Genomic DNA, 24667 nt, shown 5'->3' with positions numbered 1-24667 from the left:
GGCCGCTTGATCGGCAAGCGGTCAGTTGGTCTCGTCGCTGCGCAGCTCCGAATTGATCCGCAGTGCTTCGGCCAACTGGTCCTCGAGGATGATGATCCGGCAGGCCGCTTCGAGGGCCGTGCCGTTGTCCACCAGTTCACGCGCTCGCGCGGCCAGCCGGAGCTGGTAGCGGGAGTAGCGGCGATGGCCGCCTTCGGACCGCTGCGGGGTGATCAGCTTGGCTTCGTCCAGGCTCCGCAGGAAACCTGGGGTGGTACCGAGCATCTCGGCGGCGCGGCCCATCGTGAAGGCGGGATAGTCCTCGTCGTCGAAGTGCGCCGTCTGGTTCTCCGGATCGATCAACTTCTGCTCCATCTGTAGCGTGCCTGGGGTCATGCCACCTCCGTGTCGAGGGCCCCGGCGCTAAGCACCGGGGCCCTGGGTTTGGACTTCACCATCTACTGGCCGGAGCCAGCCTCTGCTACCGCGGTCCGCCTTGATGGCCGGACCCAGCGGGGATCGCGAAATGCGTAACCGAGAACCACCTCCGTACGACGAGGGGACTGCGGTACCCGCCCGGCGAAACCTCAGCCACGGCGGGCGATCCTGATGATGTAATCCTCTCCTTCTCTTTCGGCGATCCAACTCTACCTACTGTGGTACGGGTCTTGCTGTTCAGCTGCCGGCTTTGCTCACTTGCCTGGCCGGCATCAAGAACACTAGCCACCTCGACGCCGAAAGTCTACTTCGGTCAGGTTAGATTTTCGTTCAGACCGATCAGAGCTAACTTCCCGAGACGGTCTTCAGTGGATCCTCAGGGAGTTCTTCGGTAGCTCTGACGCGATCTTCAGCGGTCTCTCAGGTCCGGCCGCCATGGTTGACCCATGACCGAGAACCAGCCGCCCCAGCCGCAGAACCAGCCCGGTGACGACACTCCGGCGCAGGGTTCGACGTACGGAAACCAGTCCGCGCAGCAATCCGCGCAGGCCCCGACGTTCGGTTCGGGCTCACCAGAGCGGACGCAGCAGTTGCCGATGGGTGGCTACGGCCAGCACCCCCAGCAGCAGTACGCGCCGCAAGGTGGGCAGCAGCGGCCAGGGCAGCACCCTTCAGGTGGTGGTGCTTACTCACAGGGCGGGCAGTTCGGGATGTCCGGGACGCATCAGGGGGCGTCGCCGGGCCCGAACTGGCCGTTCGGCCCGCAACCGGCCCAGTCGGAGCCCCCGAAGCCGCCGAAGCGGCGCGGTCTGGCTCTGGTGGCAGCCACCGCGTTGCTGGTCGGTGCCGCGGGCGGAATCGGCAGCGCGGCCGTCTACTCGGCCACCACTGACTCCAGTACTGCGGGTCCGTCGGTGACCGCGCCGCTGAACGGCGGCCAGGCGGCACCGGTCTCCGCGCCGGACGGCTCGGTGCAGGCCGCGGCCTCCAAGGTGCTGCCGAGCGTGGTGAAGATCGGCGTCACGACCTCGCAGGGCGCGGGCACCGGATCCGGCATCGTGATCAGCAAGGACGGCCTGATCGTCACCAACAACCACGTGGTGGCCGGCGGCGCCAACGACGGCAAGATCCAGGTGATGCTGAACGACGGACGGACGCTGAACGCGACCATCGTCGGTACCGACCCACTGACCGACCTCGCGGTGATCCGCGCGGACGCCAAGGACCTGACCCCGGCCGTGCTCGGCAAGAGCGGCACTCTCGGAGTCGGCCAGGGCGTCGTCGCGATCGGCTCGCCGTTCGGGCTGGAGGCGACCGTGACCAGCGGTATCGTCTCCGCGCTCAACCGGCCGGTCACCTCGGGCGGCCAGGAGCAGAACAGCACGACAGTCTTCCCGGCTGTCCAGACAGACGCCGCCATCAACCCGGGGAACTCCGGTGGCGCACTGATCGACCTCGCCGGCCAAGTGGTCGGAATCAACAGCGCGATCAAGACCGCCGGAGGATCGGGACAATCCGAAGGCGGCAACATCGGCCTGGGCTTCGCAATCCCGATCGACCAGGCCAAGCCGATCATCGACGAGCTGGTGGCCAAGGGCAAGGCCACTCATGCGAGGCTCGGAGTGACGGTCGGCAACGCGCAGTCATCGGCCGCGTTCCAGCAAGGGGCGACGATCGGCGAGGTAACGTCCGGCGGTGCGGCGGATAAGGCCGGCCTGCAGAGCGGTGACGTGGTCACCGCGATCAACGGCAAGGCGATCGCGTCAGGGGACGCGTTGGTCGCCGCGGTCCGTTCGCACCGCCCGGACGACGAGGTGACGATCAACTTCACCCGTGACGGCAAAGCCCAGACGGTCAAGGCCAAGCTCGGTTCCGACAACGGCAACCCGACCGGCTGACCCCGTGCTCTCCGCCGCCCCTCTCCTCCTGGGGGCGGCGGAGCACCTCCGGACAGGGACTCCGACCGCCCACCGAGCGGCCGGAGTCCCGTTTTCGTCTCCGCGCGGTACCTCGTTGATCGGATTCGATCGAGAACACGATCACCGGGACGGACCACGTCGATGCTGGCGGGACCGGGCGTGAGGTCCCGGCCGTCGGGGTGTCGGGGGAAGGGTTTGTCATGCGAGTTCTCGAGTCCAGGCCGGTCAGGGTCGTCACCGGCCTGCTGGCGGTCGCGGCGATGGTTGCCAGCGGCACCCAAACTGCGGCCGCCGATGCTTCGGTGCCGTATCTCCGCACGGATCCGACCGCGTACCCCAGTGGCTATGGCTACGCCCGGGCCGGGTCGATCACGTTCAGCAGTATCCACCGGGCCTCGTACTACTTCGAGGTGCACGACCAGTGCGACGGCTCCGGGCAGGGCGACGGATTCGCCGCGATGATTCGCGGCCGGGTCATCCTCGGCGACGGGGCCGTCAGCGCGTGGAGCGCGTGGGAAGGCGACAACACCGGCTGCGGGGACGGCGGTCTGATCGCCATGCACGGCTGGACTTCCCAGCGCCGGATCGTGCGAATGGAGATCCAGTTCTGCCTGCGGAAGCCCACCGGCACGGTGACCGGCCGCGTGCAGCCCTCCTGGCGCAACCAGTACGCCTAGGAGCCGACCTTCCGAAGACGCCGTGGCGGGTTTCCGACATGTCGTGGCGGGGAGGGAGCACAGGGCCTACCGTGACAGATACGTAAGGTCGTTACGTATCTGATGGGAGTGGCCATGAACCGACGGGTCGGCAGTGTGCTCGCGAGTGCCATCGCAACTGGGATGCTGCTCGCCTCGGCAGGGGTGGTGGCGGCTCAGGCCGGCCAGTCCGCAGTACAGGCGGCGTGTACCGCGCCCGCGTGGGCGGAGGGAGTCACGTATGCCGTCGGCGCGAAGGTGACCTACCAGAACCGATCGTACGAAGCCCGGTCCGCGCACACCGCGCATCCCGGGGCCGGCTGGAACCCGGCCGCCGTCCCGTCGCTGTGGCTCGACCTCGGCGCCTGCGACGGTACGCCGCCGACCACTCCCCCGACGACGCCGCCTACGACACCACCCACGACCCCTCCGACCACCCCACCCACTACTCCCCCGACCACGCCGCCGACCACTCCGCCCGGGTCGACGACCTGTCCGGTGAAGTCACGGCCGGCCGGCAAGGTCCTGCACGGCTACTGGGAGAACTGGGACGGCGCCTCCAACGGCGTCCACCCGCCGTTCGGCTGGACCCCGATCACCGACCCGCGGATCGGGCAGCACGGCTACAACGTCATCAACGCGGCGTTCCCGGTGATCCTCTCCGACGGCACGGTGCTGTGGGAGGACGGGATGGACTCGACGGTGAAGGTCGCGACCCCGGCTGAGATGTGCCAGGCGAAAGCGGCCGGACAGACCATCCTGCTGTCGATCGGCGGCGCCACCGCCGGCATCGACCTCAGCTCGTCCACCGTCGCCGACCGGTTCGTGGCGACCGTCGTACCGCTGCTCAAGAAGTACAACTTCGACGGCATCGACATCGACATCGAGACCGGCCTGACCGGCAGCGGCAACATCAATCAGCTGTCCGCCTCGCAGGCCAACCTGATCCGGATCATCGACGGCGTGCTGGCCCAGATGCCGTCGAACTTCGGCCTGACGATGGCGCCCGAGACCGCCTACGTCACCGGCGGCAGCGTCACCTACGGCTCGATCTGGGGTTCCTACCTCCCGATCATCAAGAAGTACGCCGACAACGGCCGGCTCTGGTGGCTGAACATGCAGTACTACAACGGCAGCATGTACGGCTGCGCCGGCGACTCGTACGCCGCCGGCACGGTGCAGGGCTTCGTCGCCCAGACCACCTGCCTCAACAACGGCCTCGTCATCCAGGGCGTCACGATCCGCGTCCCGTACGACAAGCAGGTCCCGGGCCTCCCCGCCCAGGTCGGCGCCGGCGGCGGCCACATGTCCCCGGCCCTCGTCGCCCAGTCCTGGAACAGCTTCAACGGCCAACTCAAGGGCCTGATGACCTGGTCGATCAACTGGGACGGCTCCAAGAACTGGACCTTCGGCGACAACGTCAAGTCCCTCCAAGGCCGCTGACACCCCGCTACTGAGTCGACAACCTGTCCGGAAAGCTCACCAGGCGGCGAATCGCTGGCCTGGTGAGCTGACTCAGTGACGCAGGATCGGCACGGAGGCGCCCAGCAGCGTCAGTGGAACCAGCAACCAGACGAGCCCTTCTGTCGCGGTCAACAGGAGCGTGCGGCCAACTCCTAGTCGAGCGACGAGCCGCTGACAGAGGACCGCTCCCAGGAATGCAGCGACGGCACCGGCTGTGAACATCAACCCCGCAACGCCTGGCGACAACTGCAACCCGCGGTACACGAAGACGATCAGTACCGCGCGCGCTGCGTTCATCCCGAAGTTCCGGAGCGCGGCCGATATCGTGAGCGGCCGCAGGAGCGGGTGACCCCAGAGAAACCGTGCTCCTTCCGCACCACCCCCAGACCTTGGAGGAGCACGCCTCCGAGTGGCGGGCCCGCAAACCTGGCAACCGCTCCCGACATCTCGAGTCGGGTGTTGCCCTGGGCGAGACTGTCGCCGCGGAGTACCGATGGCAGGTGCGATTGGTACGCCACGTCGAACAGGACGGTGCAGACACCGGCGAGGGCCGCGACGACGAAGAGGTGCGCGAGCGAGAGGGCACCCAAGGCCGCGGCCACCGGCAGACTTCCATAGATGAACAGGCGGGCGGCGTCGATCACGATCATCGCCCGGCGCCGGCGGACGCGGTCCATCAGGACACCTGCGAAGAGTCCGAGGCAGGGGTAAGCCACCGTGCCGACCGCACTCAACGCACCGACCTGAACGCTGGAGGCGTGCAGGGTCAGCACTGCGATGGTCGGCAGCACGAAGGCCGAGACCTGGTCACCGACCGAGCTGACCGACTGCCCGAACCACAGCGCCCTGAAGTCGCGGTGCACTAGCCGGTCATCGTCCAGACCAGTACTTCGGCGCCGTTCGGGCCGGCTGTTGCTCGGCGGCCGTCAGGATTGGTGATGCGGGCGGCGTCAGCCTGGTCGAGGGTGCCGGCGTCTTCCAAGATTACGTTGCCTAGAGCAACGAAGAGGTGAGTGTGAGGTGCCGCGGGAAGGTTGATGGACCGGCCGGGGGCGAGGCGGGCGGCGGAGAGGCCGGCGTGGGGCTGGTTGATGGTGATCGCCGCGGTGTTTCTGTGCTCCGGGAGGCCGGAGGCGATCGGGACCAGTTCGCCGGTCGCGAGGCGGTCGGCGACTTCGGCCTGCTGGTACGACGGGGGCAGGTCGAGCTCGCCGGGGCGGACCCACATCTGCACGTAGTGGACCGGCTCCTCGGCGTCGCTGCGTTCCGAGTGCCGGATGCCGCTGCCGGCGCTCATCCGCTGGACGAGACCGGGGTGGATGATCCCGTTGTGCCCCTCGGAGTCCTGGTGCAGCAGCGCACCGCGCAGTACCCAGGTGACGATCTCGACATCCTGGTGCGGATGCGTGTCAAATCCGGTGCCTGGGGCAATCACTTCGTCGTTGTGCACCATCAGCAGGCCGAAGCCGACGTTGGCCGGGTCGTAGTACGGGCCGAAGGAGAACGAGTGCCGGGAGTCCAGCCAGTCGTACTGCGTCCGGAACCGGTCGCCGGCGCGGCGGATCTCCACACTCATGGGCCCAGTCTCGCACCGCTCAGAAGAGAGCCTCCTGCTCGTCTCGCCGCGGCGGCGGTTCGAGCTTGTCGAGCGAGACCGTCTGTACGGCGCCCGCCGCCGCGCGCCCGAGGGCCCAGCCGGACAGCAGATGAGTGTCGACCAGCGTGACGCCGGCGGAGGTTTCGAGGTACAGGTCGGAGCCGATGGTGCAGGTGAGCCGGCCGGTGATCACGCTGTGCGGTGCCGGGGTCCGCAGCTCGGCGTCGGCGTAGAGGCCGTCGTCCGGCAGACCGTACGCCGCTGCGTGGTCGCTGACCCGAATCTCGCCCCGCTCCTGCCCTTCCGGCCAAGGCAGCGCGGCTATCTGCTCAGCAACCGCCATCAGCCGATCAGCCCGCTCGCCCGCGGTGCCCGGCTCGATCCGCGCTCGCCGCTTCCGGACGGTACTCACGCGATCCGGCAGGCCCAACGTGGTGATCAGCAGATTCTCGATCCGCCGCGCGCCGAGCAGGCTGCCGGTCGAGATGAACGCCGACGCCAGCGCCCCCTGCTCCAGCAACCGCGCCAACCCACGATCGGCCGCGGTGATCCCGACCTTCACCACGCTGCCGTGGTGCGCAAGATAGACGGAGAACTGCCGCGGATCGTCGAGCCGCGTATCGGTCGCGATCGAGTTGGACCGCTCCATGGCATGACAGTCAGAACACTGCGAAGCCCGCCCACCCGGCGGCAGCACCACCTGGATCGAACACGCGATCCGCCGCCCGGCCCGCCAGATCCCGACACATCGGCGATCCTCGCCGAACACCAGCGACACGTCCGACCCAAGCTCCAGCGCGGTCGTCCGCTGAGCACCCCCGACCTCAGCCCACTCCAGCCGAGCCGCCCCACTCCCCCACCCGATGCCAGTAACCCGCCATCCGCCAACCTCGGGTGAGCTCATCTGCTCAGTTCTACCACCGGACAGGCCACCCTGCCGGAAATCAAAATGTCAGCGTACGTCGACACCTTGATAATGTCGCCGTACGTTTACATCGTGCTTTTGTCGACGTACGCTGACATTTGTCAGATACGTCGAGAGAGGTGGTGTGATGGAGATCCGCACCCCCCACGCCTTGGGCGCGGCGGCACGTGGACGCCGCCGGCAGCTGCACCTGACTCAGGCGGCTGTGGCTGAAGCCGCAGGGGTCTCAAGAGCTTGGCTGACCGCGTTCGAGGCAGGCAAGCCCACCGTCGAGGTCGGCCGGGTTCTGGCTGTAGTGGCAGCCCTCGGCATTGCTGTGGACCTCCGCGTCGAGGAACCATCCGCCGCCTCATCCGGTCGGGAACCAACTGATCTCGACTCTCTCCTCGACGAGTACGACGAGGGCCGTGACGACCGTGTCTGAACTTCGACTGCTCCTGGGCCAAGAGGTTGCCGGGACGGTGAACCGTACGAGCGCCGGCCTGCTCACTTTCACTTACGCCTCCGGCTACGTCTCAGGAAGAGAGCTTGCGACGCCGATCTCGGTCTCGATGCCGTCCCAGGTCGGTTCACACAGCGACGGTCAGATCAACCCTTGGCTGTGGGGCCTGTTGCCCGACAACGACGCGGTACTGAATCGGTGGGCTCGCGAGTTCCATGCATCCGCCAATTCCGCCTTCACTCTCCTGGGCACTCCGTTGGGAGAGGACTGCCCCGGAGCCGTGCGACTGATACCGCCGGATCGGCTGGAAGCGGTTCTTGCCGACCAGTCATCGAACGAGATCGACTGGCTCACCGAAGCTCAAGTGGCTCAGCGTCTCCGGGATCTCAAGTACGACGCCACGGCTTGGCTCGGTGCGGGACGATCCGGACGGTTCAGTTTGGCCGGTGCTCAGGCCAAGACGGCTCTTCTGTACGACGGGCAGCGGTGGGGACAGCCACAGGGCTCGTTGGCTACCTCGCACATTCTCAAGCCGGCGATCACCGGGCTGGATGACCACGACCTGAACGAGCACATCTGCTTGTCCGCCATGCGCATCGCAGGTTTGCGCGCCGTACGCACTTGGGTCGAACGATTCGAAGATCAGAGTGCGATCGTCGTCAGTCGCTACGACCGAGTCACCCAGGACGGTCGGCAGGTTCGCATCCATCAAGAAGATCTCTGTCAGGCGCTCAGCGTGCATCCGGAGAACAAGTACCAGAACCAGGGCGGACCAGGCCCTCGCGAGATCGCGAACCTGTTCCAGCGGATCATGCCGAGAGCTACCGCGCGCGCGACCATCGAGAGCTTTCTCGACGCGCTCGTCTGGAACTGGGTGATCGCAGGCACCGACGCGCACGCGAAGAACTTCTCGTTGCTGCTGGCCGGAGATCAGGTCAGGCTCGCGCCTTTCTACGACGTCGCCTCCGCGCTGCCGTACGACATCGCCGAACAGAAGATGCGACTCGCGATGAAGTTCGGAAGCGACTATCGGGTCAATCCCGGCAGCAGCCCCTGGAAGTACCTCGCATCGGCACTGAACCTGCCGGAAGAGGTTGTTCGCGATCGCGCCGGCGGGGTGATCGCGACTGTGCCGGATGCTATTTCTGCTGCTGCCGCCGATCCAGCAGTGCAGGCACTTGGCAGCTCACTCCCACAGCGGTTGGTCGACGGCGTCGCCACTCGAACTGCTCGCTGCGAGCGGTACTTGCGGTAGTCGTTCGGTTCAACGCGGCTGATGGCATCGCGAGGGCCCGTCAACTGGCCGTGTTCACCAAGCCGACAACGCAAAAAGCGGGCGGAGGGCACGCGGGGAGCTAGTCGACCTGTTCGCTCATCGTCCAGACATGCCGCAGCGACTGGCCCGCCAGGCCTTCGGGGTTCTGGGCGAAACCCTCGACGAACTGGCTCATGTGTTCCTGCCAGCGGCGGTCGACCGGGTTGTCGGTCAGTTGGGCGACGGCGGCCTCGTAGTCGTCGCAGTCGACCAGGTGGAAGAGGTCTCGGCCGCTGCGCCAGATGGTCCAGTCGTGGATGCCGGCCGCGGTCATGACGGTGATCAGCTCGGGCCAGACGCGGGCGTGTTCGAGCTCGTAGGCCTCTTCGGTGCCGGGGATCAGTCGGCTGTGCAGTGCTAGGCGGGTCACAATCGTGCAGGATACGCCGGGCAGTGACCGAACCGTTATCGGAACTCCTCGTGATCGTCTCGACGTGGCGGGTAGTCCCTGGCAGGTTGGGGGCCGTTCTGGACACCGCTTCCCAGCAGGAGGACCCGATGGTCGAACAGAGCGTGCCGTGGCCACCCGGTACGCCGATCTGGGTCGACCTCGCCGCCGACGACGCGGAAGCCGCCGCCGGCTTCTACGCCGGCCTGTTCGGCTGGGACTGTGAGCGGCAGACCACTCGCGACTACTGGATTTGCAAGCTGGATGGCGAGGACGTCGGCGGCATCGGCCCGAAGCAGCCGGGCACGGAGCACCTGCCCAGCCGCTGGACGACGTACCTGGCGACCGACCAGCTCGACCGCACGCTCGAGGCCGTCGCCGCCCACCAGGGCACCCAACTGCTGAAGCGCGAGATCGAGGACCACGGCCGGATGGCGCTCGCCGCCGACCCCAACGGCGCGATCTTCGGCCTCTGGCAGGCCACCGACCACATCGGCACCGAGCGCACCACCGGTCCCGGCAGGCTGGTCTGGAGCGAGGCGCTCAGCGAGGACTTCGAGACCTCTCGGAAGTTCTACACCTCGGTCTTCGGCTACCGCGCCGAGGAGATCGGCGGCTACAGCCGGTACGCCGCCCTGTACGCCGCCGACAAGCCCGTCGTGGGCACCGGCGAGCTGCACCCCGACTTCCCCGCCGGTACGCCGCCCCACTGGCTCCCATACTTCGCGGTCAGCAGCACCGACCACACCATCGACCAGGTCAGCAAAGCCGGCGGCAAGTTGCTCGGCGCCCCACTGGAGACCGACTTCGGCCGGATGGCCGTCCTGGACGACCCGCAAGGCGCCCGCTTCGCCGCCATCCAGCTCGGCTGAGTCAACTTGGCTGAGTCAGCTCGACCGAACCAGCCGGATCAACCCGATCCAGGCTGTAAATCAAGGCGATTCGCGTAGGCAATCGCAGGTGACCTCCGCCTCGTCCGCCAACTTCCGGCGCCGCTCCCGCGTCGTAGGAGTGTCCAGGGTCTGCCACCTGGGGATTTTCCCCCTCGTGGCAGGCTGGCCACACGCCGAAGACTGTTCCAGGTGTGTACCCGTCGCCGTGCGAGAGTTGAGAACGTGAAGCGAACTGCTGCCATCGTCTGTTTGAGTGCCGTCCTGGCCACTGCTGGTTGTACCGACAGCAAGTCCGGCAGTGGGGGCAAACCGGACCCCGACAACGAGAAGCAAGCCTCCGCCGAGGTGGTGAAGAACTTCGCCGCCGCCTGGGTGAAGGCCTGGGCGCCGAACGGCAAGCCGGACGAGGCCGCCGCGCTGACCGACACGCCGACCACGTTCGGCAAGCGGCTGGACGAGGTCGACAGCGCGCTGGTCGCGCAGTCGGCCACGGTCACGCCGCAGGGCGACCCGAAGTGCTCGGACGACAGCAACTGCACCCAGGACCTCGCCGTCGAGGCCGTGCTGCGCGGTATCGGCACGATGAAGTGGACCAGCACGGCCGCCGCCGTGAAGACCGGTGACGTCTGGAAGATCAAGGCGGCCGGCGACACCATCTACCCGGGCCTGGGCGAGGCGAACTACCTCAAGCGCGTCCGCGCGCTGCCGGCCCGCGCGTCGATCCTGGACCGCAACGGCAAGGCGCTGACCGCGAACCGTCCGGTCGTCATCGTCGGGGTTGCCTCCGGCAACGTCGCGACCGCGGCGACGTACGCGGCCTTCACCACCAAGCTGCAGGTCGACGGCGCCAAGCTGAAGGCCCGCGCGGCCGGTGCACCGGCCGGTCAGTTCGTGGACGCGATCACGATCCGTGCCGACGAGTGGGAGGCGCTGCGCCCGACGATGGGCAAGCTGCCCGGCGTGCTGACGATGGGCGGCACCCAGTCGCTGGCCGAGAGCCCGACCTTCGCCCGCTCGATCATCGGCACGATGAAGACCGCGACCGAGGACACCCTCAAGAACGCCGGCCCGAACGCGTCCGCCAGCGACCAGGTCGGCACCACCGGCCTGCAGTACGCGTTCCAGCAGGACCTCGCCGGTACGCCGGGCGGCACCGTCACCCTGCGCGACGGCAAGACCAAGCTCTCGATCAAGACGGTCTTCTCGCAGCAGGGCAAGCCCGGTACGCCGGTCAAGACCAGCCTCGACCCGGCCCTGCAGCGCCACGCCGAGGCCGCCCTGGCAACCAGCAAGCTGCCCGGTTCGCTGGTCGCGGTCCAGGCCTCCACCGGCCAGATCCTCGCGGCGGCGAACGGGCCGACCCCGACGAACTACAACCGCGCCTTCCAGGGCCGGTACGCACCCGGTTCGACGTTCAAGATCGTCACCTCCGCGGCGCTGATCGGCAGCGGGCTGACGGCGAGCACCGCGCTGCCGTGCACGAACACGATCAACGTCTTCGGCAAGACCTTCAAGAACTACGACGGGCTGGCGCCGTACGGCAACGGCACCATGCAGAAGGCGTTCAACGAGTCCTGCAACACCGCCTTCATCTCCCAGCACACCCGGCTGCAGGCCGACGGGATGACGAAGGCCGGGGCGATGTTCGGCATCGGCCAGGACCTCAAGCTGGCGATCTCCGCGTACGGCGGTCAGGTGCCGGCCCCGAAGGACGACGTCGCCGAGGCAGCCTCGATGATCGGGCAGGGCACCGTGACGGCCAGCCCGCTGGCCGTGGCGATGATCGCCGCCACCGTCAAGCACGGTACGGCGCTGAAGCCGGTGCTGGTCCCGGGCAAGGACCCGGCCGGTCCCGCCGCCTCTCCGTTGCCTCCGGCAACTGCTGCCGCGCTGCGCACGATGATGCGCACCACCGTCACCGGCGGGACCGCGAAGGCCCTGGCGGCCCAGGGTGCGGTGGCCGCGAAGACCGGCACCGCCGAAGTAGTTGCCAACGGCAAGGTCATCACCAACGGCTGGATGGTCGGCTACCGCGGTGACGTGGCCTTCGCCGTGATCGTCGAGGGCGGTGTCTCCGGCGGCAAGGCGGCCGGGCCGATCGTGTCCAGCTTCCTCAGCAAGTTCAAGTAGCCCCACAGCAGCTGACGAGTTCGCCAGGCCGTGCCCTCGGGGCGCGGCCTGGCGAACCTGTTTCCGGAGGCCCTCTAGAAGCTGAGGATCTCGGCGACGGCGGCCTCCAGGTCGGGGCCGTCGAGGGTGGTGAGGGCTTCGTCGGTGGGGATGCCCGGAGAGTTGAAGATCCGCAGGTCGCGGTGCTTGGCGGCGCTCTCGAGGATGGTGCGGATGAACCGGGCGTTGCCGAGCTCGTCGATCCGGCCGTTGGCGGTGACCTGCTCGAGGACGGCGGTCAGGACGGCGAGGGCCTCGTCGGTGAGCCGGTCGCCGTGACTGCGGACCAGGCGCAGCGCGATCTCCCGCAACTGGTCGGCGGTGTAGCGAGGGAAGTCGACCCGGGTGGAGAAACGGCTGCGCAGACCGGGGTTCGACTCGAGGAACTCCGCCATCGGCTCGGAGTACCCGGCGACGATCACCACCAGCCGGTCGCGGTCGTCCTCCATCCGCTTCAGCAGCGTGTCGATCGCCTCGGTGCCGAAGTCGTTGCGGGTGTCCTTCTTGCGCAGCGCGTACGCCTCGTCGATGAACAGCACTCCGTCGAGCGCGGAGTCGACCACCTCGTTCGTCTTCACCGCGGTGTGGCCGATGTACTCGCCGACCAGGCCCGAGCGATCGGTCTCGATCATCCGGTCGCCGGACAGCAACCCCAGCGCGTAGTACAGCCGGGCCACCACGCGAGCGACCGTCGTCTTGCCGGTGCCGGGCGGGCCCGCGAAGATCAGGTGGCCGCCGAGACGTGGCGTCGGCAGCCCGCGTTCGGCCCGGATCAGCCCGGCCCGCACCTGGGCGGCGACCGCGGAGACCTGCCGCTTGACCTCGGCCATCCCGACGTTGCGGTCGAGTTCGTCCAGGATGCTCTGAACCGCTCCCCAGTCCGGCTGACGGCCGGCCGGCTTGGCGGTTCCGGTACGGCGTACCGGCGCTGAGGTCGCCGGTTCCTCGACGGTCTGCGGCGGCGAGGTGGCGAGCAGGAGATCGGAGTTGGCGAGCGCCTCGGCGACCTGACGATGCGCGTTGTTGCGCTCGTAGACCCAGGAGAACTGGCCCAGCGCGTTCTTCTCGCGGCCGGTCGCGCGGTACACGAAGCCCAGGTAGTACTCCGCGTCCAGCTGGACCAGGTGGTTGACCTCCTGGATGGCGGCCCGGCGCAGGGTGGTCTCGGCCTCGCTCCACTGCTCGGTGATCGCCAGCGCCATCCCGAGCCGCAGCATCGCCTCGGTGCCGAGATGACCGTCCTCGGGGACCTGGCGGAGTTCGCGGATCGCCCCGGCGTACTCCTGGCGCTGCAGTTCGGCCGCGGAGAGCAGGAAGTGCCGCGGGCCGTCCTCGATCACGTTCCCGGCCGCTTCCTCGGCGGCGTCGGCGTCTCCGTCGGTGAGCAGCCGGAAGGCCTCCGCGTGCCAGACGTGGTCGGTCGTCTCCAGCGGGTTGGTGAACCACCAGCCGGCCTGGAAGCTCGAGTTGAGCCGCCGGTGGTCGGCGTCGCGCTCCTCCCCGAACCGGTCCAGCCCGGAGATCAGCTTGGCCAGCGCGGTCGCCTGGTCGCCGCCGGCCGCGTGGAAGCCGAGCCAGGCGTCCGTCATCCCCGGGTCCAGCTCCAGCGCGCGGGTGAAGCTCTCCAGGGCGGCAGGCTTGTCCGGCGTACCGCCCTGTTCGCCGGTGCGTCCGAAGCCGAGCTGCTTGGCCCCGCGCACCCACAGACCGCGAGCCCGGCGGCGGGCCAGCAAGCCCACGGACTGCTCAGCCATCGCTCTCCTCCAGCCGGAACCGAAAATGCCTCCGCATCTTCTCATCGACCGGCGTCACCGGCCGGCCACGCCCGGCCGGGCGACCTTTCCGAGAAGTCGCTGAAGTCCCCGCGTTCCGGCCTTTTCGTCGCCTAGAGTGGCTCAATGGAGACCCTGACCTGCCCGAAGTGCCGAGGCTCGATGAGAACGTACGAGCGCAGCGGCGTCACCGTCGACCAGTGCACCGAGTGCCGCGGCATCTTCCTCGACCGCGGTGAGCTGGAGAAGCTCGTCGACGCCGAGATCGCGTACAACGGACCGCAGCCGGTCCAGCAGCCACCCGCGCCGGCCCCGCAGCAGCCTCGCTACGAGGAGAAGCGCTACGACGACCGGCGGTACGAGGACAAGCGCCGCTACGACAACGATCGCGACCGCTACCAGCAGTACCCGCAACGCAAGAAGAAGAAGTCCTTCTTCGACGAGCTCTTCGACTGACCTCGGCCGCGGACGGCGTGCAGGGAGCCTGCACGCCGCCCGGAGCTCAGCTCCGAGGTTGCCCCGCGGCTAGTGGCGGCGGCCGTGGAAGGCCGGTTCACGCTCTTCCTCGGTGATGCCGCCCCAGACGCCGTACATCTCGCCGACGACCGCCGCGTGCTCGGCGCACTGGCGGCGGACCGGACAGGTGCCGCACAGCGACTTGGCGAGCAGTTCACGGGCCCGTTTTCGCAGCCCCCGCTCGGACTCGGCAGCGAAGAAGAGTTCGGGATTCACCCCCTGGCAGGCGGCGTGGTCCTGCCACTCCCAGTTCTCGATCAGGGCGGAAGGCAGGCCTTCCGGTGCTTTCGTGACCGCCCCGGCGGGCGGTTTGCGCCTCATCGGACCGCCTCGAACCGCAACTGTCGGAGTTCAGCCATCACAGACACCTCGTACCTGGTCGGGTCCCGGACGGCTGTCTGCATAGCCGTCGGCACCCGACCTGGTACCCGCACCCAAACCTGTGCTACTTCGAAACCAGGATCCGCATCGACGTGCCCTGCTGGCTGACCACCCGGATCTTCACGCCCACGTGCGGCACCTTCACGCCGTACGACGGGATCTTGGCGCTCCAGAACTCGTTGCGGTCGTCGAAGGTCCGGACCGCCTCGGCGCCGGGCACCGGGTTCGCCTTGCCTGCCACGGTGAGCTCGAGCGAGTCCGACTGCTGCAGTCCGAAGGTCGAGTCGTAGCTCTGGATGGTGCTCCGCCAGTAGGCGCCGTCCAGCCGGACCCGCGGGGTGGGGTTGGCGTCGATCGGCAGCCATTGTCCCTGGCCGGGGTGGACGGCGGTCTCGTTGTCCACCTGCGAGGTGTCCCAGTAGGAGACCAGCAGGCCGTCCTGGTACGGGAAGTGCTCGACCCAGTTCGGCCGCGGGGCGCCGACGAAGTTGTACGGGCCGGACTGCAGGTACCGGTTGAACGAGTTGTAGGTGTAGTTCGACGCCAGGTAGTAGTTGTCGTACTCCCTGGTCACCGAGTTGCCGAGCGCCTGGAACCCGGTCACGGTCCAGCCGTTCGCGCCGCTTTCCGCACCGTCGTCGAGCACGGTCCTGCCGCCCGCGGTCAGTTTGATGTCGTCGGCGAAGAACCCGAGCTCGTGCGTCGCCGCGTCCGTCGCGTACCGGAACCGCAGGTCGATCGTCCTGCCCGCGAACGCGGACAGGTCGAACTTCGCCGGCCGCCAGCCCTTGCTGTCACCGTCGATCCCGTTCGCCTCGGCCGCCGTGGTGATGCTGCCGGCGATCGCCTGCCAGCCCGATCCGTCGTTCACCTCGACATAGGCGTAGTCGCACGCGCCCGAACCACAGTCCTCGATCGTCCAGTTCGCCTGGAAGTCGAGCGACGCCTTGCCCGCCGGGAGGGTGAGCTTGCGGGTGAGCGTGTTCGCCAGTTTGTCGCCGGTACCGCTCCACCACGACTTCGTCCCGGTGGCCGGCTCGACGAGCCGCGTGGTCACCTTCTTCTTCGGCAGCACGACCACGACGGCCTGCGCCCGCTTCGAGTTGTACTCGTGCGGACCGAGGTCGACGACCCTGGTCTCACCCGCCTGCACCCTCTCGTAGTCGAGCCAGCCGAGCTGCATCTTGTCCCAGGTACCGAGGTCCTGCGGCATGGTGCCGATGCCGACGTCGCCCTTGGCGCCGGAGCGGGACTGCGCCATCACGCTCCACCAGTTGACCGGGTTCTGGCTCGGCTTACCGGAGGTGTCGTAGTGGTCCGGCAGACCGAGATCGTGCCCGTACTCGTGCGCGAAGACGCTCAGCCCGCCGTTCTCCGGCTGAATCGTGTAGTCGCCGATCCACAGCCCGGTACTGCCGATCTGGGTGCCACCGAGCTTGTTCGCCGCCGGACCGGAACTGGTGTTGCCGAAGGCGTACCAGCGGTGCGACCAGATCGCGTCCTCGGCCTGGTGCGGATCGCCGTCGGCCTGGTCGCCACCGGAGTGCACGATCTGGAAGTGGTCGATGTAGCCGTCCGGCTCATTGAAGTTGCCATCGGCATCGAAGTCGTAGCGGTCCCACCGGTCGTACGACGCCAGCGTCGCCTCGATCTGCGCCGCGCTCTGTCCCTTGCTCTGCTGGCCCTCGACCCACTGCGCCACCGCGTCGCTGACCAGGTTCCAGGTGTTGCCGCAGATGTTGCCGGCGCACGGGGTGCCGTTGCTCCGGCCGTACCGCGCCTCGTTGTAGGGCACCTTCACCCAGTCGGAGACCAGCCCGTCGACGCTGTACCGCCCGGACGATTGCTTCTCGTAGTACGTCTTCACCGAGTCGCCTTTGCCGAAGTACAGCCGGCGATAGTGCTCGGCCGAGTAGTCGGCCTGCCAGATGGTGGAGTTGTCCGTCCTCCGGTCCGGCTGGGGGATGGCGTTGTGCAGCGGGCCGTCGAACACCGTCGGTCCGGGCGTGTCCGGGTCGGTGTCCTGATCCGGGAAGTCCGGGTGCCGCTGGTTGCCGAACTCGGCCAGGATCACGAAGATCTTGTCGGTCTTCTCGCGCGCCAGTTCGACGTACTGGTCCTTGCGCTTCCCGGCGATCCTGCTCCGGCCGTCGGTCGCCGGGCGCTGCACCTCCTGGCCGACCTTGACCACCTTGCTGGCGCCCCGCTGCTCGACCTTCGCCGAGCCGTTCAGCACGTTGGCCAGGGCCCGCTCGCGCAGGTCGCGACGCTTGTCCTCGAGCGGGTTGGGGAGTTCGTCCGAGCCGGCCCTGACCGCGGCCGGTCCGCTGGGGGCGTCGCCGCCGGCCGGAGCCGGTCCGGCGACGGATTGCGGCAGCTGACCGACACCGGTCAGCACCGCCAGACTCAGGACCCCGATGGCCGTCGTCCGTGCGGGTTCGAAGCGCACACTTCCTCCTGGGGATACGCCGACGCCGGCGGCGCAGCGGCGGCCCCGCACCGGACAGGAGCCGGAGGCAACTAGTCGGTGCGAGATTACCGCACGCAGGGTCACCGATCCGTGACCTTGAGCGATCATCGTCCGCCGTCCTCGCCCGGCCCGGGACCGCGCGAGGCGGTATCTTCGCCGGGTGAGCAGCCCGAAGACACCTCCTCCGTCAGTCACCCTGCGGCCGATGACCGACGACGAGTTCACTGTCTGGCGAGCGCACTCCGTCGAGGACTACGCGGGCGCCATCGGGCCGGCGCGTGGGCTCGATCCCGCAACAGCACTGGAAACTGCGTCCCAGGAGTTCGAGCAACTGCTCCCGGCCGGGCGGCGCACCGAGAACCAGTGGGTCTGGCTGGCCCAGCACGAGGACGAGCCGGTCGGCACCCTGTGGATCAGCACGCACCGGCCGATCCCGTTCGTCTACCTGCTCGAGGTGCTGCCCGAGCAGCGCGGCAAGGGCTACGGCCGCTCGATCATGCTGGCCGGCGAGGACGAGTGCCGTAGCCGCGGTTACGAACACCTCGCCCTGAACGTCTTCGGTGACAACGCCGCCGCGATCAGCCTGTACGACTCCCTCGGCTACGTCGTCGTCACCCAGGAGATGCGCAAGGCTCTCTGAGTTCACGACAATCGAGCTGCGCGGAGTCCAGGACCTGCCGGTCCGCTGTGATACCTCTGAGGCATGAGCACCGCATCCGGCTGGTGGCTGCTGCACGTCGACATGGACCAGTTCATCGCGGCCGTGGAGATCCGGCGGCGGCCCGAGCTGCGTGGGCTGCCGGTCGTGGTCGGCGGCTCGGGTGATCCGACGAAGGCACGGCAGGTGGTCGCGACGGCGTCGTACGAGGCGCGGGAGTTCGGCGTGCACTCGGGGATGCCGCTGCGGGCGGCGTTCAAGAAGTGCCCCGAGGCCGTCTTCCTGCCGAGCGACCCGGCGGCGTACGACGCGGCTTCGGCCGAGGTGATGGACACGCTGCGGTCGTTTCCGGTGATCGTCGAGGTGTGGGGCTGGGACGAGTGCTTCGTCGGTGCGTCGACCGACGATCCGGAGGCACTGGCCGGCGAGCTCCGCGCGGCCGTGCTGGAACGGACCGGGCTGGCCTGCTCGATCGGGATCGGCGACAACAAGGTCAGGGCGAAACTCGCGACCGGCTTCGGCAAGCGCGACAGTGGGAGCGGCCTGGGGATCTACCGGCTGACCGCGGTCAACTGGGCCGAGGTGATGCACGACCGCCCGGTGCGCGAGCTCTGGGGAATCGGCAGCCGGATGTCGCAGAACCTGAACGACCTGGGGATCGTCACCGTTGCCGATCTCGCGGCGGCCGACCTCGACGTACTGACCCAGCGTTTCGGTCCGAAGATGGGTGCCTGGTACCTGTCCCTCGGTCGCGGCCTCGGCGACACCGAGGTCACCGACGTACCCCGCGAACCGGTCTCCCGCAGCCACGAGGAGACCTTCAGTACCGACCTGGAGTCCCGCGAGGAGATCGAGCGCGAACTCCGCCGGATCGCCGTCGCGGTCACCCGGGAGGTCGTCGCCGAGGGCCGCAGCGTGCAACGGATCGCGGTGAAGCTCCGCTTCACGTCGTTCTACACCCCGATCAAGAGCCGCAAGCTGCCGGAGGTCACCCAGGATCCGGAGGTGATTGCCGCGGCCGCCTTGGTGCTTCTGGAGAAGTTCGAGCTCCGGCGCCCGGTCCGCCTGCTCGGCGTACGCCTGGAGTTCCCGCGGTGATGGATCAGGTCAGGCGGTAGACCCGGCGAGCGGTGGCGCCGAAGACCGCCTCTTGCTCGGCAGGCGCGAGGGTGGAGGTCAGGGCTTCTGCCGCTTCGACGACCTCGGCGTACGAGGCGGCCAGCAGGCAGACGGGCCAGTCGGAGCCGAACATCACCCGGTCGGGACCGAAGGCGTCCAGTACTACGTCCACGTAGGGCTTGAGGTCGGCGACCTTCCAGTCGGTCCAGGACGCCTCGGTGACCAGGCCGGAGAGCTTGCAGGTGACATTGGGGTGGGCTGCCAACGCCCGGAGGTCGGAGGCCCACGGCTCCAGATCGGCGCCGATCACCGGCTTCGAGATGTGGTCGACCACGAAGGACAGTTGCGGGAGTGCCCGTACGGTCTCCAGCGCGGCGGGCAGGTGCGGCGTCTTGGTCAGCAGGTCGTAGACGAGACCTGCCTCGGCCACGGCGGCGAGCCCGGCCCGCACGTCGTCGCGACACAGCCATCGCGAGTCCGGTTCGTCGTGCACCTGGTGCCGGATGCCCTTCAGCCAACCGCCGTCCGGCCGCTCCCGCAGCTCCGCCAGCGCATCCGCGACGCCGGCGGCGGTGAGGTCGACCCAGCCGACCACTCCCGCCACCAACTCATTGCTATTGGCAACTTCCAGGAACTCCGGCGTCTCGGCCGGTACGCCGACCGTCTGCACCAGCACGGTTGCGGTGACGCCGGCCGCCGCGGCCTGCGGCGCGAGGTCGTCGATCGAGAAGCTCCGGCGGACCGGATCCAGCTCCGGACCGGCCATCCAGGTCTGCTCCCGGACGCTGAGATCCCAGATGTGGTGGTGCGCGTCGACCCGTCCGGTCATACCGGCTCCAGCCCTTCTGCGTGGATGAGGCGGATGACCTGCTGGCTCATCGAGGGGTAGTCGTGATCGTTGCCGACCTCACCGCGAACCCGGTGGTCGCGCATCACCACGACCCGGTCGGCCAGGGTGATCATCTCCGGAAGATCCGAGGTGATCAGCAGGATCGCGAGACCGTGCGCGGCCAGATCCCAGATCAGGGTGTGGAAGGCGTCCTTGGTCCGGACGTCGATCCCGACCGTCGGCTCGTCGATGATCAGGATCTCGGTCCTGGCGGCCAGCCACTTGGCCAGCGACACCTTCTGCTGGTTGCCACCCGACAGCGTGCCGGCCAGTTGCTCCGGGGACGCGATCCGGATGCCGAGCTGCTCGACGTACTCCGCGACCAGTGCGGCCTCCGCCTTTCTCGGCACGAAGCCCAGCCCCGGGATCCCCGCGAGTCGCTTGCCGAGCTTGTCCCAGACGGTGACCGCGATGTTCCGGCCGACCGACTGCTCGAGGAAGACGCCTTCCTCCTTGCGGTTCTCGGTGACGTAGCCGATCTTGTGGTTCTTCAGCGCGTCCCGCACGTTCCGGATCCGCACCGCCTCACCCCGCACCCGGACTTCGCCCGCCGTGATCCGGTCGAGGCCCAGCAACGCCTTCGCCAGCTCGCTCCGGCCGGCGCCGACCAGCCCGTAGAGCCCGACGATCTCACCGGGCCGGACGGACAGATCCACCCCTGCGTGACCCGTCGCGGTACTGACGCCGGACAGCTCCAGCAGCGGCGCGGCGGCCTGGTCGACGGTCCGCGGTGGCAGCGTCAGCGCCTCGTGCACGCGACCGACCATCAGGTCGACGACCTGGTCACGAGTCAGGTCGGCGAGCGCCCCCGACTCCAGCACCGACGCCCCGTCCCGCAGTACCGTGACGGTGTCGCAGATCTGGAAGACCTCTTCGAGCTTGTGGCTGACGAACAGCACCGCGCGCCCGTCGTTCTTCAGTTTCTCGACCGCCCGGAACAGCCGCTCGGCCTCGTTCGGCGTGATCGAGGCGGTCGGCTCGTCGAGCAGCAGCACGCGGCTCTCCACCGACAGCGCCTTGGCGATCTCCACCAACTGCGCCTGCGCGACGGACAGTTCCGTCACCGGCAGCTCGGGATCGAGGTCGAGGTCGAGCTCGGCCAGCCAGCGCGACGCCTCCGCCCTGATCCGCCCGCGATCCACCAGCCCGCGGGAGGTCGGCAGCTTCTGGAGCAGGATGTTCTCGCCCACCGTGAAGCCCGGGATCAGGTTGCGCTCCTGGTGCACCACGCCGATCCCGGCCGAGGCCGACTCGTGCGGCGACCCGAAAGCGACCTCCTGGCCGTCCAGCAGCAACCGCCCGCCGTCGGGCTTGTAGAGCCCGGTGATCACCTTGATCAGCGTCGACTTGCCGGCGCCGTTCTCTCCGAGCAACGCGTGCACGGAGCCCGCTTCGAGCTTCAGCGTCACCCCGTCGAGCGCCCGGACCCCCGGGAACAGCTTGTCCACCTCGGCAGCTTCGAACAGCGTCATGACACCCCTCCGGCTACCGCCGTGTCCGGCGCTTTCACGACCGTACGACGCTCCTGGCGGCGCGTCCGCAACTGCCCGAGCACCACCGAACCGAGCACCACGCTGCCGACGACGAAGTTCACCCAGCTGGGCTCGAGCGAGAACTCCGCCCGGGCCGTGTCGACGAAGCGCACGATGAAGGCGGCCAGCACCGTGCCGAGCACGACGGCCGAGCCGCCGGTCAGCAGGGCGCCACCGATGATCGGCGCCGCGAAGCTCGGCAGCAGCCAGTCGCCGCCGATGCTCTTGTTGACCCCGGGGGACGAGGCCACCGTCAGGATCGCCGCGACGCCGAGGATCGCGCCCGACAAGGTGTGCGCGACGATCACCGAGCGGTCGTTGGAGATGCCCGACAGTCTGGCTGCGATGGGATTGCCGCCCGATGCGAGCAGTTGACGGCCAGGCACCGTGCGGCGCAGCATCACGGCGAGCAGGGCCGCCACCACGAGCGCCACCACGAAGATCAGCGGCAGCACCCCGAACACGGCGTACGAGCCGAAGCTCTTGAGTCCCTGGGGGTAGGCGTCGACGGTGCGCGTGCCGACCAGCCGGTACTGCACGCCGAGCAGCACGGTCATCGTCGCCAGTGTGACGATGAAGCCGTTGATCCGGGTCAGCACGACGAGCAGCCCGTTCGCCAGGCCGGCGGCCGCGGCCAGCAGGAAGCCGATCAGCAGGGCGAGCGGCACCGGTACGCCGTGGTCGGCCATCAGCACACCCATCGTGCAGGCGGCGAAACCCCCGACGGCACCGACGGCGAGGTTGAGTTGCCCCACGGCCAGCACCACCATCTGAGCCAGTCCGATCAGCACTGGCACGGCAAGGAACTGCAGCAGCACCCGCAGGGAGTTCTGCTCGAGCAGGTCCCCACCCGAAGCGATCACCAGGCCGAGGAAGAACACCACTCCGATCACCAGCAACGTCATCTCGGTGGTCTTCGCGAACCGCCTCATCGTTTCCTCACCCCCTGCCGGTCGGACAGCACGGTCCGGATCCGGTCGGTCGACAGCGCGGCCAGCAGGATCAGCCCGAGGTAGATGTTCAGGCTCTCCAGCCCGACGCCCAGCAGGTCGAGGCCCTTGCGGATCACCGAGGTCAGCGCGGTACCGAGCAACGTGCCCCAGACCGAGATGAAACCGCCGGCCAGCAGGGTGCCGCCCAGGATCGGTCCGAGGAACGACGGCAGCATGAACTCCTCGCCGATCGTCGCCTTGATCGACCCGGTGCTGACCGCCAGCATGAAGCCGGCCAACGCGGCCAGGCAGCCCGACATCGCGTGCGCGGTGATCACCCGGCGGGCGGTCGGGATCCCCGACAGCTCGGCGGCCTTGACCGACGTACCGGTCATCAGCAGCTCCCGGCCGAGCTTGGTCCGGCTGTAGATCCAGCCCACCACGAGCATCGCCACGACGGCGAAGAGCGCCAGCTGCGGTACGGCGGGCGAGCCGCAGAGGTTGCCGACACAGACGTCACCGAGCGAGTAGTTGCGCAGCTCGCGCATCCCCGGCGGCTTGGTGACGAAGGCCGCGTTGTCGGTCAGGCCGGTGTAGACGAGTGGAATCAGGCCGAGCAGCAGGAAGTCGAGCGCGAGCGTCACGACGAACGAGTTGACGCCGGTGCGCGCGATCACCCAGCCGGCCAGCGCGCCGATCGCGGTCCCGGCGATCAGACCGACCAGCAGACCGGCGTACAAGTTGAAGTGCCACAGGTCGTAGGAGATGCCGGTGATCATCATCGAGAAGGCGGCCATCCGGCCGACGGCGAGGTTCATGTGCCCGATCGACAGCACGCACAGCTGCGCCAGGCCGACGACGGTGAACATCGCGATGTCCCGCAGCAGCGGGAAGACGACCAGTTGCTGGTTGAAGAAGGCGGGCCGCAGGACGCCGAAGAGCACCCCGAGTGCCACCACCAGGATCAGCAGGCCGATCCGCTGGTTCGCCCACCACGGCGTACGACCGCCGCGTGGCTGCTCGGCCGGTGGGTCCGGCTCCTGCAGCGCCGCGGTGGCCGTCTCCGAGACGGGCGCGCTCACGAGACCCGCCGGTCGTCGATCGCGTCGCGGTCCCAGTCGATCCCGAGGCCGGGCTCGTCGGGAGCGACGGCGTGACCGTCGGCGATCTCCATCTCGGTGCGGGTGATCGCGCGCAGCTGCGGGATGTGCTCGACGTACCGGCCGTTCGGTACGGCGGCGGTCAGGCTGACGTGCAGCTCCATCAGGAAGTGCGGGCAGACCTCCAGGTTGAAGGTCTCGGCGAGGTGCGCCACCTTCAGCCACGGGGTGATACCGCCGATCCGGGCGACGTCCACCTGGACGATGCCGGCCGCGCCGGCGGCGACGTACTCGCGGAACTGCGAGATCGAGTACATCGACTCGCCGACCGCGATCGGGATCGAGGTCGACTCGGCCAGCCGGACGTGCCCGGTCAGGTCGTCGGCGGGCAGTGGCTCCTCGAACCAGCTCAGGTCGAGCGGCTCGAAGGCCCGCGCCCGGCGCTTGGCCTCGGCGTACGTCATCGACTGGTTGGCGTCGACCATGATGTCGAGCGCCGGGCCGACGGCGTCGCGTACCGCGCTCAGCCGCTCGAGATCTTCGTGCACGCGCGGCTTGCCGACCTTGAGCTTGACTCCCGGCCAGCCTGCCTTCTGCGACGCGAGCGCCCCGGCGACGAGCTCGTCCGTGGTCAGGTGCAGCCAGCCGCCCTCGGTGTCGTAGAGCGGCACGCGCCGGCGGAAACCGCCCGCGAGGCGCCACAGCGGCTCGTTGGCCCGGCGGCATCGCAGATCCCACAGGGCGGTGTCGACCGCGGCGAGCGCGAGCGACGTGATCGCCCCGACCGTGGTGGCCCGGGTGGAGGCGAACAGGTCGAACCAGATCGCTTCCACGTTGCGGGCTTCCGCGCCGATCAACCGGGGAAGCAGGTGGTCGCGGAGCATCGCGAGCACCGCGGTACCGCCGGTGCCGATCGTGTAGGAGTAGCCCAGGCCGGTGCGCCCGTCGGTGGTCCCGAGCTCGACGAAGACCGTCTCCTGCTTGAGGAAGGACTGGACCGCGTCGGTCCGGACCGTCTCCACCTCGAGATCGACGAGGAACGCCTCGGCGCTGGTGATCGTTGTCATCGGCAAG

At 68.5% G+C, this 24667-nt stretch carries 24 protein-coding genes; 10 read left to right on the top strand and 14 right to left on the bottom strand.

The window, feature by feature from the left end; translation table 11 throughout:
* Positions 1-21 precede the first annotated feature (21 nt).
* Complete coding sequence (locus tag OX958_RS02630; RefSeq protein ID WP_270135471.1) at positions 22-375, bottom strand: MerR family transcriptional regulator; 354 nt, start codon at positions 373-375, stop codon at positions 22-24.
* Positions 376-863: 488 nt separating this feature from the next.
* Between OX958_RS02630 and OX958_RS02625 the strand changes: the two genes are divergently transcribed.
* The 3 genes from OX958_RS02625 to OX958_RS02615 all read left to right on the top strand — a co-directional run bounded on the left by OX958_RS02625 (position 864) and on the right by OX958_RS02615 (position 4474).
* Complete coding sequence (locus OX958_RS02625) at positions 864-2315, top strand: S1C family serine protease (protein WP_270135470.1); 1452 nt, start codon at positions 864-866, stop codon at positions 2313-2315.
* A 221-nt stretch (positions 2316-2536) separates the two neighbouring features.
* Positions 2537-3013: a hypothetical protein gene (locus OX958_RS02620; RefSeq protein ID WP_270135469.1), complete on the top strand. Its 477-nt coding sequence runs from the start codon at positions 2537-2539 to the stop codon at positions 3011-3013.
* 114 nt (positions 3014-3127) lie between these two features.
* On the top strand, positions 3128-4474 hold the full coding sequence (locus tag OX958_RS02615) for a carbohydrate-binding protein (RefSeq protein WP_270135467.1): 1347 nt from the start codon (positions 3128-3130) through the stop codon (positions 4472-4474).
* Positions 4475-4546: 72 nt separating this feature from the next.
* Here OX958_RS02615 and OX958_RS02610 read toward each other — a convergent pair whose 3' ends face one another.
* The 4 genes from OX958_RS02610 to OX958_RS02595 are packed head-to-tail and all read right to left on the bottom strand — an operon-like array spanning position 4547 to position 6741.
* Positions 4547-4792: a hypothetical protein gene (locus OX958_RS02610; RefSeq protein ID WP_270135464.1), complete on the bottom strand. Its 246-nt coding sequence runs from the start codon at positions 4790-4792 to the stop codon at positions 4547-4549.
* Positions 4789-5358, bottom strand: a complete 570-nt coding sequence (locus OX958_RS02605; protein ID WP_270135462.1) for an MFS transporter — start codon at positions 5356-5358, stop codon at positions 4789-4791. Before OX958_RS02605 ends, OX958_RS02610 begins: the two co-directional genes overlap by 4 nt.
* Positions 5358-6071 carry a pirin family protein gene (locus OX958_RS02600; protein WP_270135460.1) on the bottom strand — a complete coding sequence of 238 codons (714 nt, stop codon included), beginning with the start codon at positions 6069-6071 and terminating at the stop codon, positions 5358-5360. Before OX958_RS02600 ends, OX958_RS02605 begins: the two co-directional genes overlap by 1 nt.
* 19 nt (positions 6072-6090) lie before the next feature.
* Positions 6091-6741, bottom strand: coding sequence for a DUF2797 domain-containing protein (locus OX958_RS02595; RefSeq protein ID WP_333486482.1), 651 nt, complete (start codon positions 6739-6741; stop codon positions 6091-6093).
* Between the two features lie 403 nt (positions 6742-7144).
* On the opposite strand from OX958_RS02595, the gene OX958_RS02590 reads away from it, so the two are divergent.
* Complete coding sequence (locus OX958_RS02590) at positions 7145-7441, top strand: helix-turn-helix domain-containing protein (RefSeq protein WP_270135458.1); 297 nt, start codon at positions 7145-7147, stop codon at positions 7439-7441.
* Positions 7425-8714: a type II toxin-antitoxin system HipA family toxin gene (locus OX958_RS02585; protein ID WP_333486481.1), complete on the top strand. Its 1290-nt coding sequence runs from the start codon at positions 7425-7427 to the stop codon at positions 8712-8714. Before OX958_RS02590 ends, OX958_RS02585 begins: the two co-directional genes overlap by 17 nt.
* 100 nt (positions 8715-8814) lie before the next feature.
* On the opposite strand, the gene OX958_RS02580 is transcribed toward OX958_RS02585, so the two are convergent.
* Positions 8815-9144 (bottom strand): L-rhamnose mutarotase, encoded by a 330-nt coding sequence (locus tag OX958_RS02580; protein ID WP_270135454.1) that lies wholly within the window; start codon positions 9142-9144, stop codon positions 8815-8817.
* Between the two features lie 128 nt (positions 9145-9272).
* Here OX958_RS02580 and OX958_RS02575 point away from each other — a divergent pair, with 128 nt between their 5' ends.
* Positions 9273-10034, top strand: coding sequence for a VOC family protein (locus OX958_RS02575; RefSeq protein WP_270135453.1), 762 nt, complete (start codon positions 9273-9275; stop codon positions 10032-10034).
* A 243-nt stretch (positions 10035-10277) separates the two neighbouring features.
* Entirely contained in the window at positions 10278-12185 is a 1908-nt protein-coding gene (locus OX958_RS02570) for a penicillin-binding transpeptidase domain-containing protein (RefSeq protein ID WP_270135451.1), read from the top strand.
* Between the two features lie 74 nt (positions 12186-12259).
* On the opposite strand, the gene OX958_RS02565 is transcribed toward OX958_RS02570, so the two are convergent.
* Complete coding sequence (locus OX958_RS02565; RefSeq protein ID WP_270135449.1) at positions 12260-13978, bottom strand: AAA family ATPase; 1719 nt, start codon at positions 13976-13978, stop codon at positions 12260-12262.
* A gap of 144 nt (positions 13979-14122) precedes the next feature.
* Between OX958_RS02565 and OX958_RS02560 the strand changes: the two genes are divergently transcribed.
* A complete protein-coding gene (locus tag OX958_RS02560) occupies positions 14123-14452 on the top strand; it encodes a TFIIB-type zinc ribbon-containing protein (RefSeq protein WP_270135447.1) in 330 nt (109 codons plus the stop codon).
* A gap of 69 nt (positions 14453-14521) precedes the next feature.
* On the opposite strand, the gene OX958_RS02555 is transcribed toward OX958_RS02560, so the two are convergent.
* Both OX958_RS02555 and OX958_RS02550 read right to left on the bottom strand, forming a co-directional pair.
* Positions 14522-14833, bottom strand: coding sequence for a WhiB family transcriptional regulator (locus tag OX958_RS02555; RefSeq protein WP_270135445.1), 312 nt, complete (start codon positions 14831-14833; stop codon positions 14522-14524).
* A gap of 124 nt (positions 14834-14957) precedes the next feature.
* Entirely contained in the window at positions 14958-17342 is a 2385-nt protein-coding gene (locus OX958_RS02550) for an immune inhibitor A domain-containing protein (RefSeq protein ID WP_270135443.1), read from the bottom strand.
* Between the two features lie 226 nt (positions 17343-17568).
* Here OX958_RS02550 and OX958_RS02545 point away from each other — a divergent pair, with 226 nt between their 5' ends.
* Both OX958_RS02545 and OX958_RS02540 read left to right on the top strand, forming a co-directional pair.
* The gene (locus tag OX958_RS02545; protein WP_270135441.1) at positions 17569-18003 is read left to right on the top strand and encodes a GNAT family N-acetyltransferase; all 435 of its coding nucleotides are present in this window, start codon (positions 17569-17571) and stop codon (positions 18001-18003) included.
* 63 nt (positions 18004-18066) lie between these two features.
* Positions 18067-19119: a DNA polymerase IV gene (locus OX958_RS02540; protein WP_270135440.1), complete on the top strand. Its 1053-nt coding sequence runs from the start codon at positions 18067-18069 to the stop codon at positions 19117-19119.
* A 4-nt stretch (positions 19120-19123) separates the two neighbouring features.
* On the opposite strand, the gene OX958_RS02535 is transcribed toward OX958_RS02540, so the two are convergent.
* From OX958_RS02535 to OX958_RS02515, 5 genes are read right to left on the bottom strand one after another with little or no spacing between them, the layout of a single operon-like run.
* Entirely contained in the window at positions 19124-19969 is an 846-nt protein-coding gene (locus tag OX958_RS02535; protein ID WP_270135438.1) for an amidohydrolase family protein, read from the bottom strand.
* Positions 19966-21501 (bottom strand): sugar ABC transporter ATP-binding protein, encoded by a 1536-nt coding sequence (locus tag OX958_RS02530; protein ID WP_270135436.1) that lies wholly within the window; start codon positions 21499-21501, stop codon positions 19966-19968. Before OX958_RS02530 ends, OX958_RS02535 begins: the two co-directional genes overlap by 4 nt.
* Positions 21498-22493 (bottom strand): ABC transporter permease, encoded by a 996-nt coding sequence (locus OX958_RS02525; RefSeq protein ID WP_270135434.1) that lies wholly within the window; start codon positions 22491-22493, stop codon positions 21498-21500. The genes OX958_RS02530 and OX958_RS02525 overlap by 4 nt, the downstream gene beginning before the upstream one ends.
* Complete coding sequence (locus OX958_RS02520; protein WP_270135432.1) at positions 22490-23575, bottom strand: ABC transporter permease; 1086 nt, start codon at positions 23573-23575, stop codon at positions 22490-22492. The genes OX958_RS02525 and OX958_RS02520 overlap by 4 nt, the downstream gene beginning before the upstream one ends.
* Positions 23572-24660 (bottom strand): mandelate racemase/muconate lactonizing enzyme family protein, encoded by a 1089-nt coding sequence (locus tag OX958_RS02515; protein WP_270135431.1) that lies wholly within the window; start codon positions 24658-24660, stop codon positions 23572-23574. Before OX958_RS02515 ends, OX958_RS02520 begins: the two co-directional genes overlap by 4 nt.
* Positions 24661-24667 lie beyond the last annotated feature (7 nt).

The organism is Kribbella sp. CA-293567, assembly GCF_027627575.1.
Classification (GTDB): Bacteria; Actinomycetota; Actinomycetes; order Propionibacteriales; family Kribbellaceae; genus Kribbella.
This window is presented reverse-complemented; position numbering and strand designations above follow the sequence as displayed.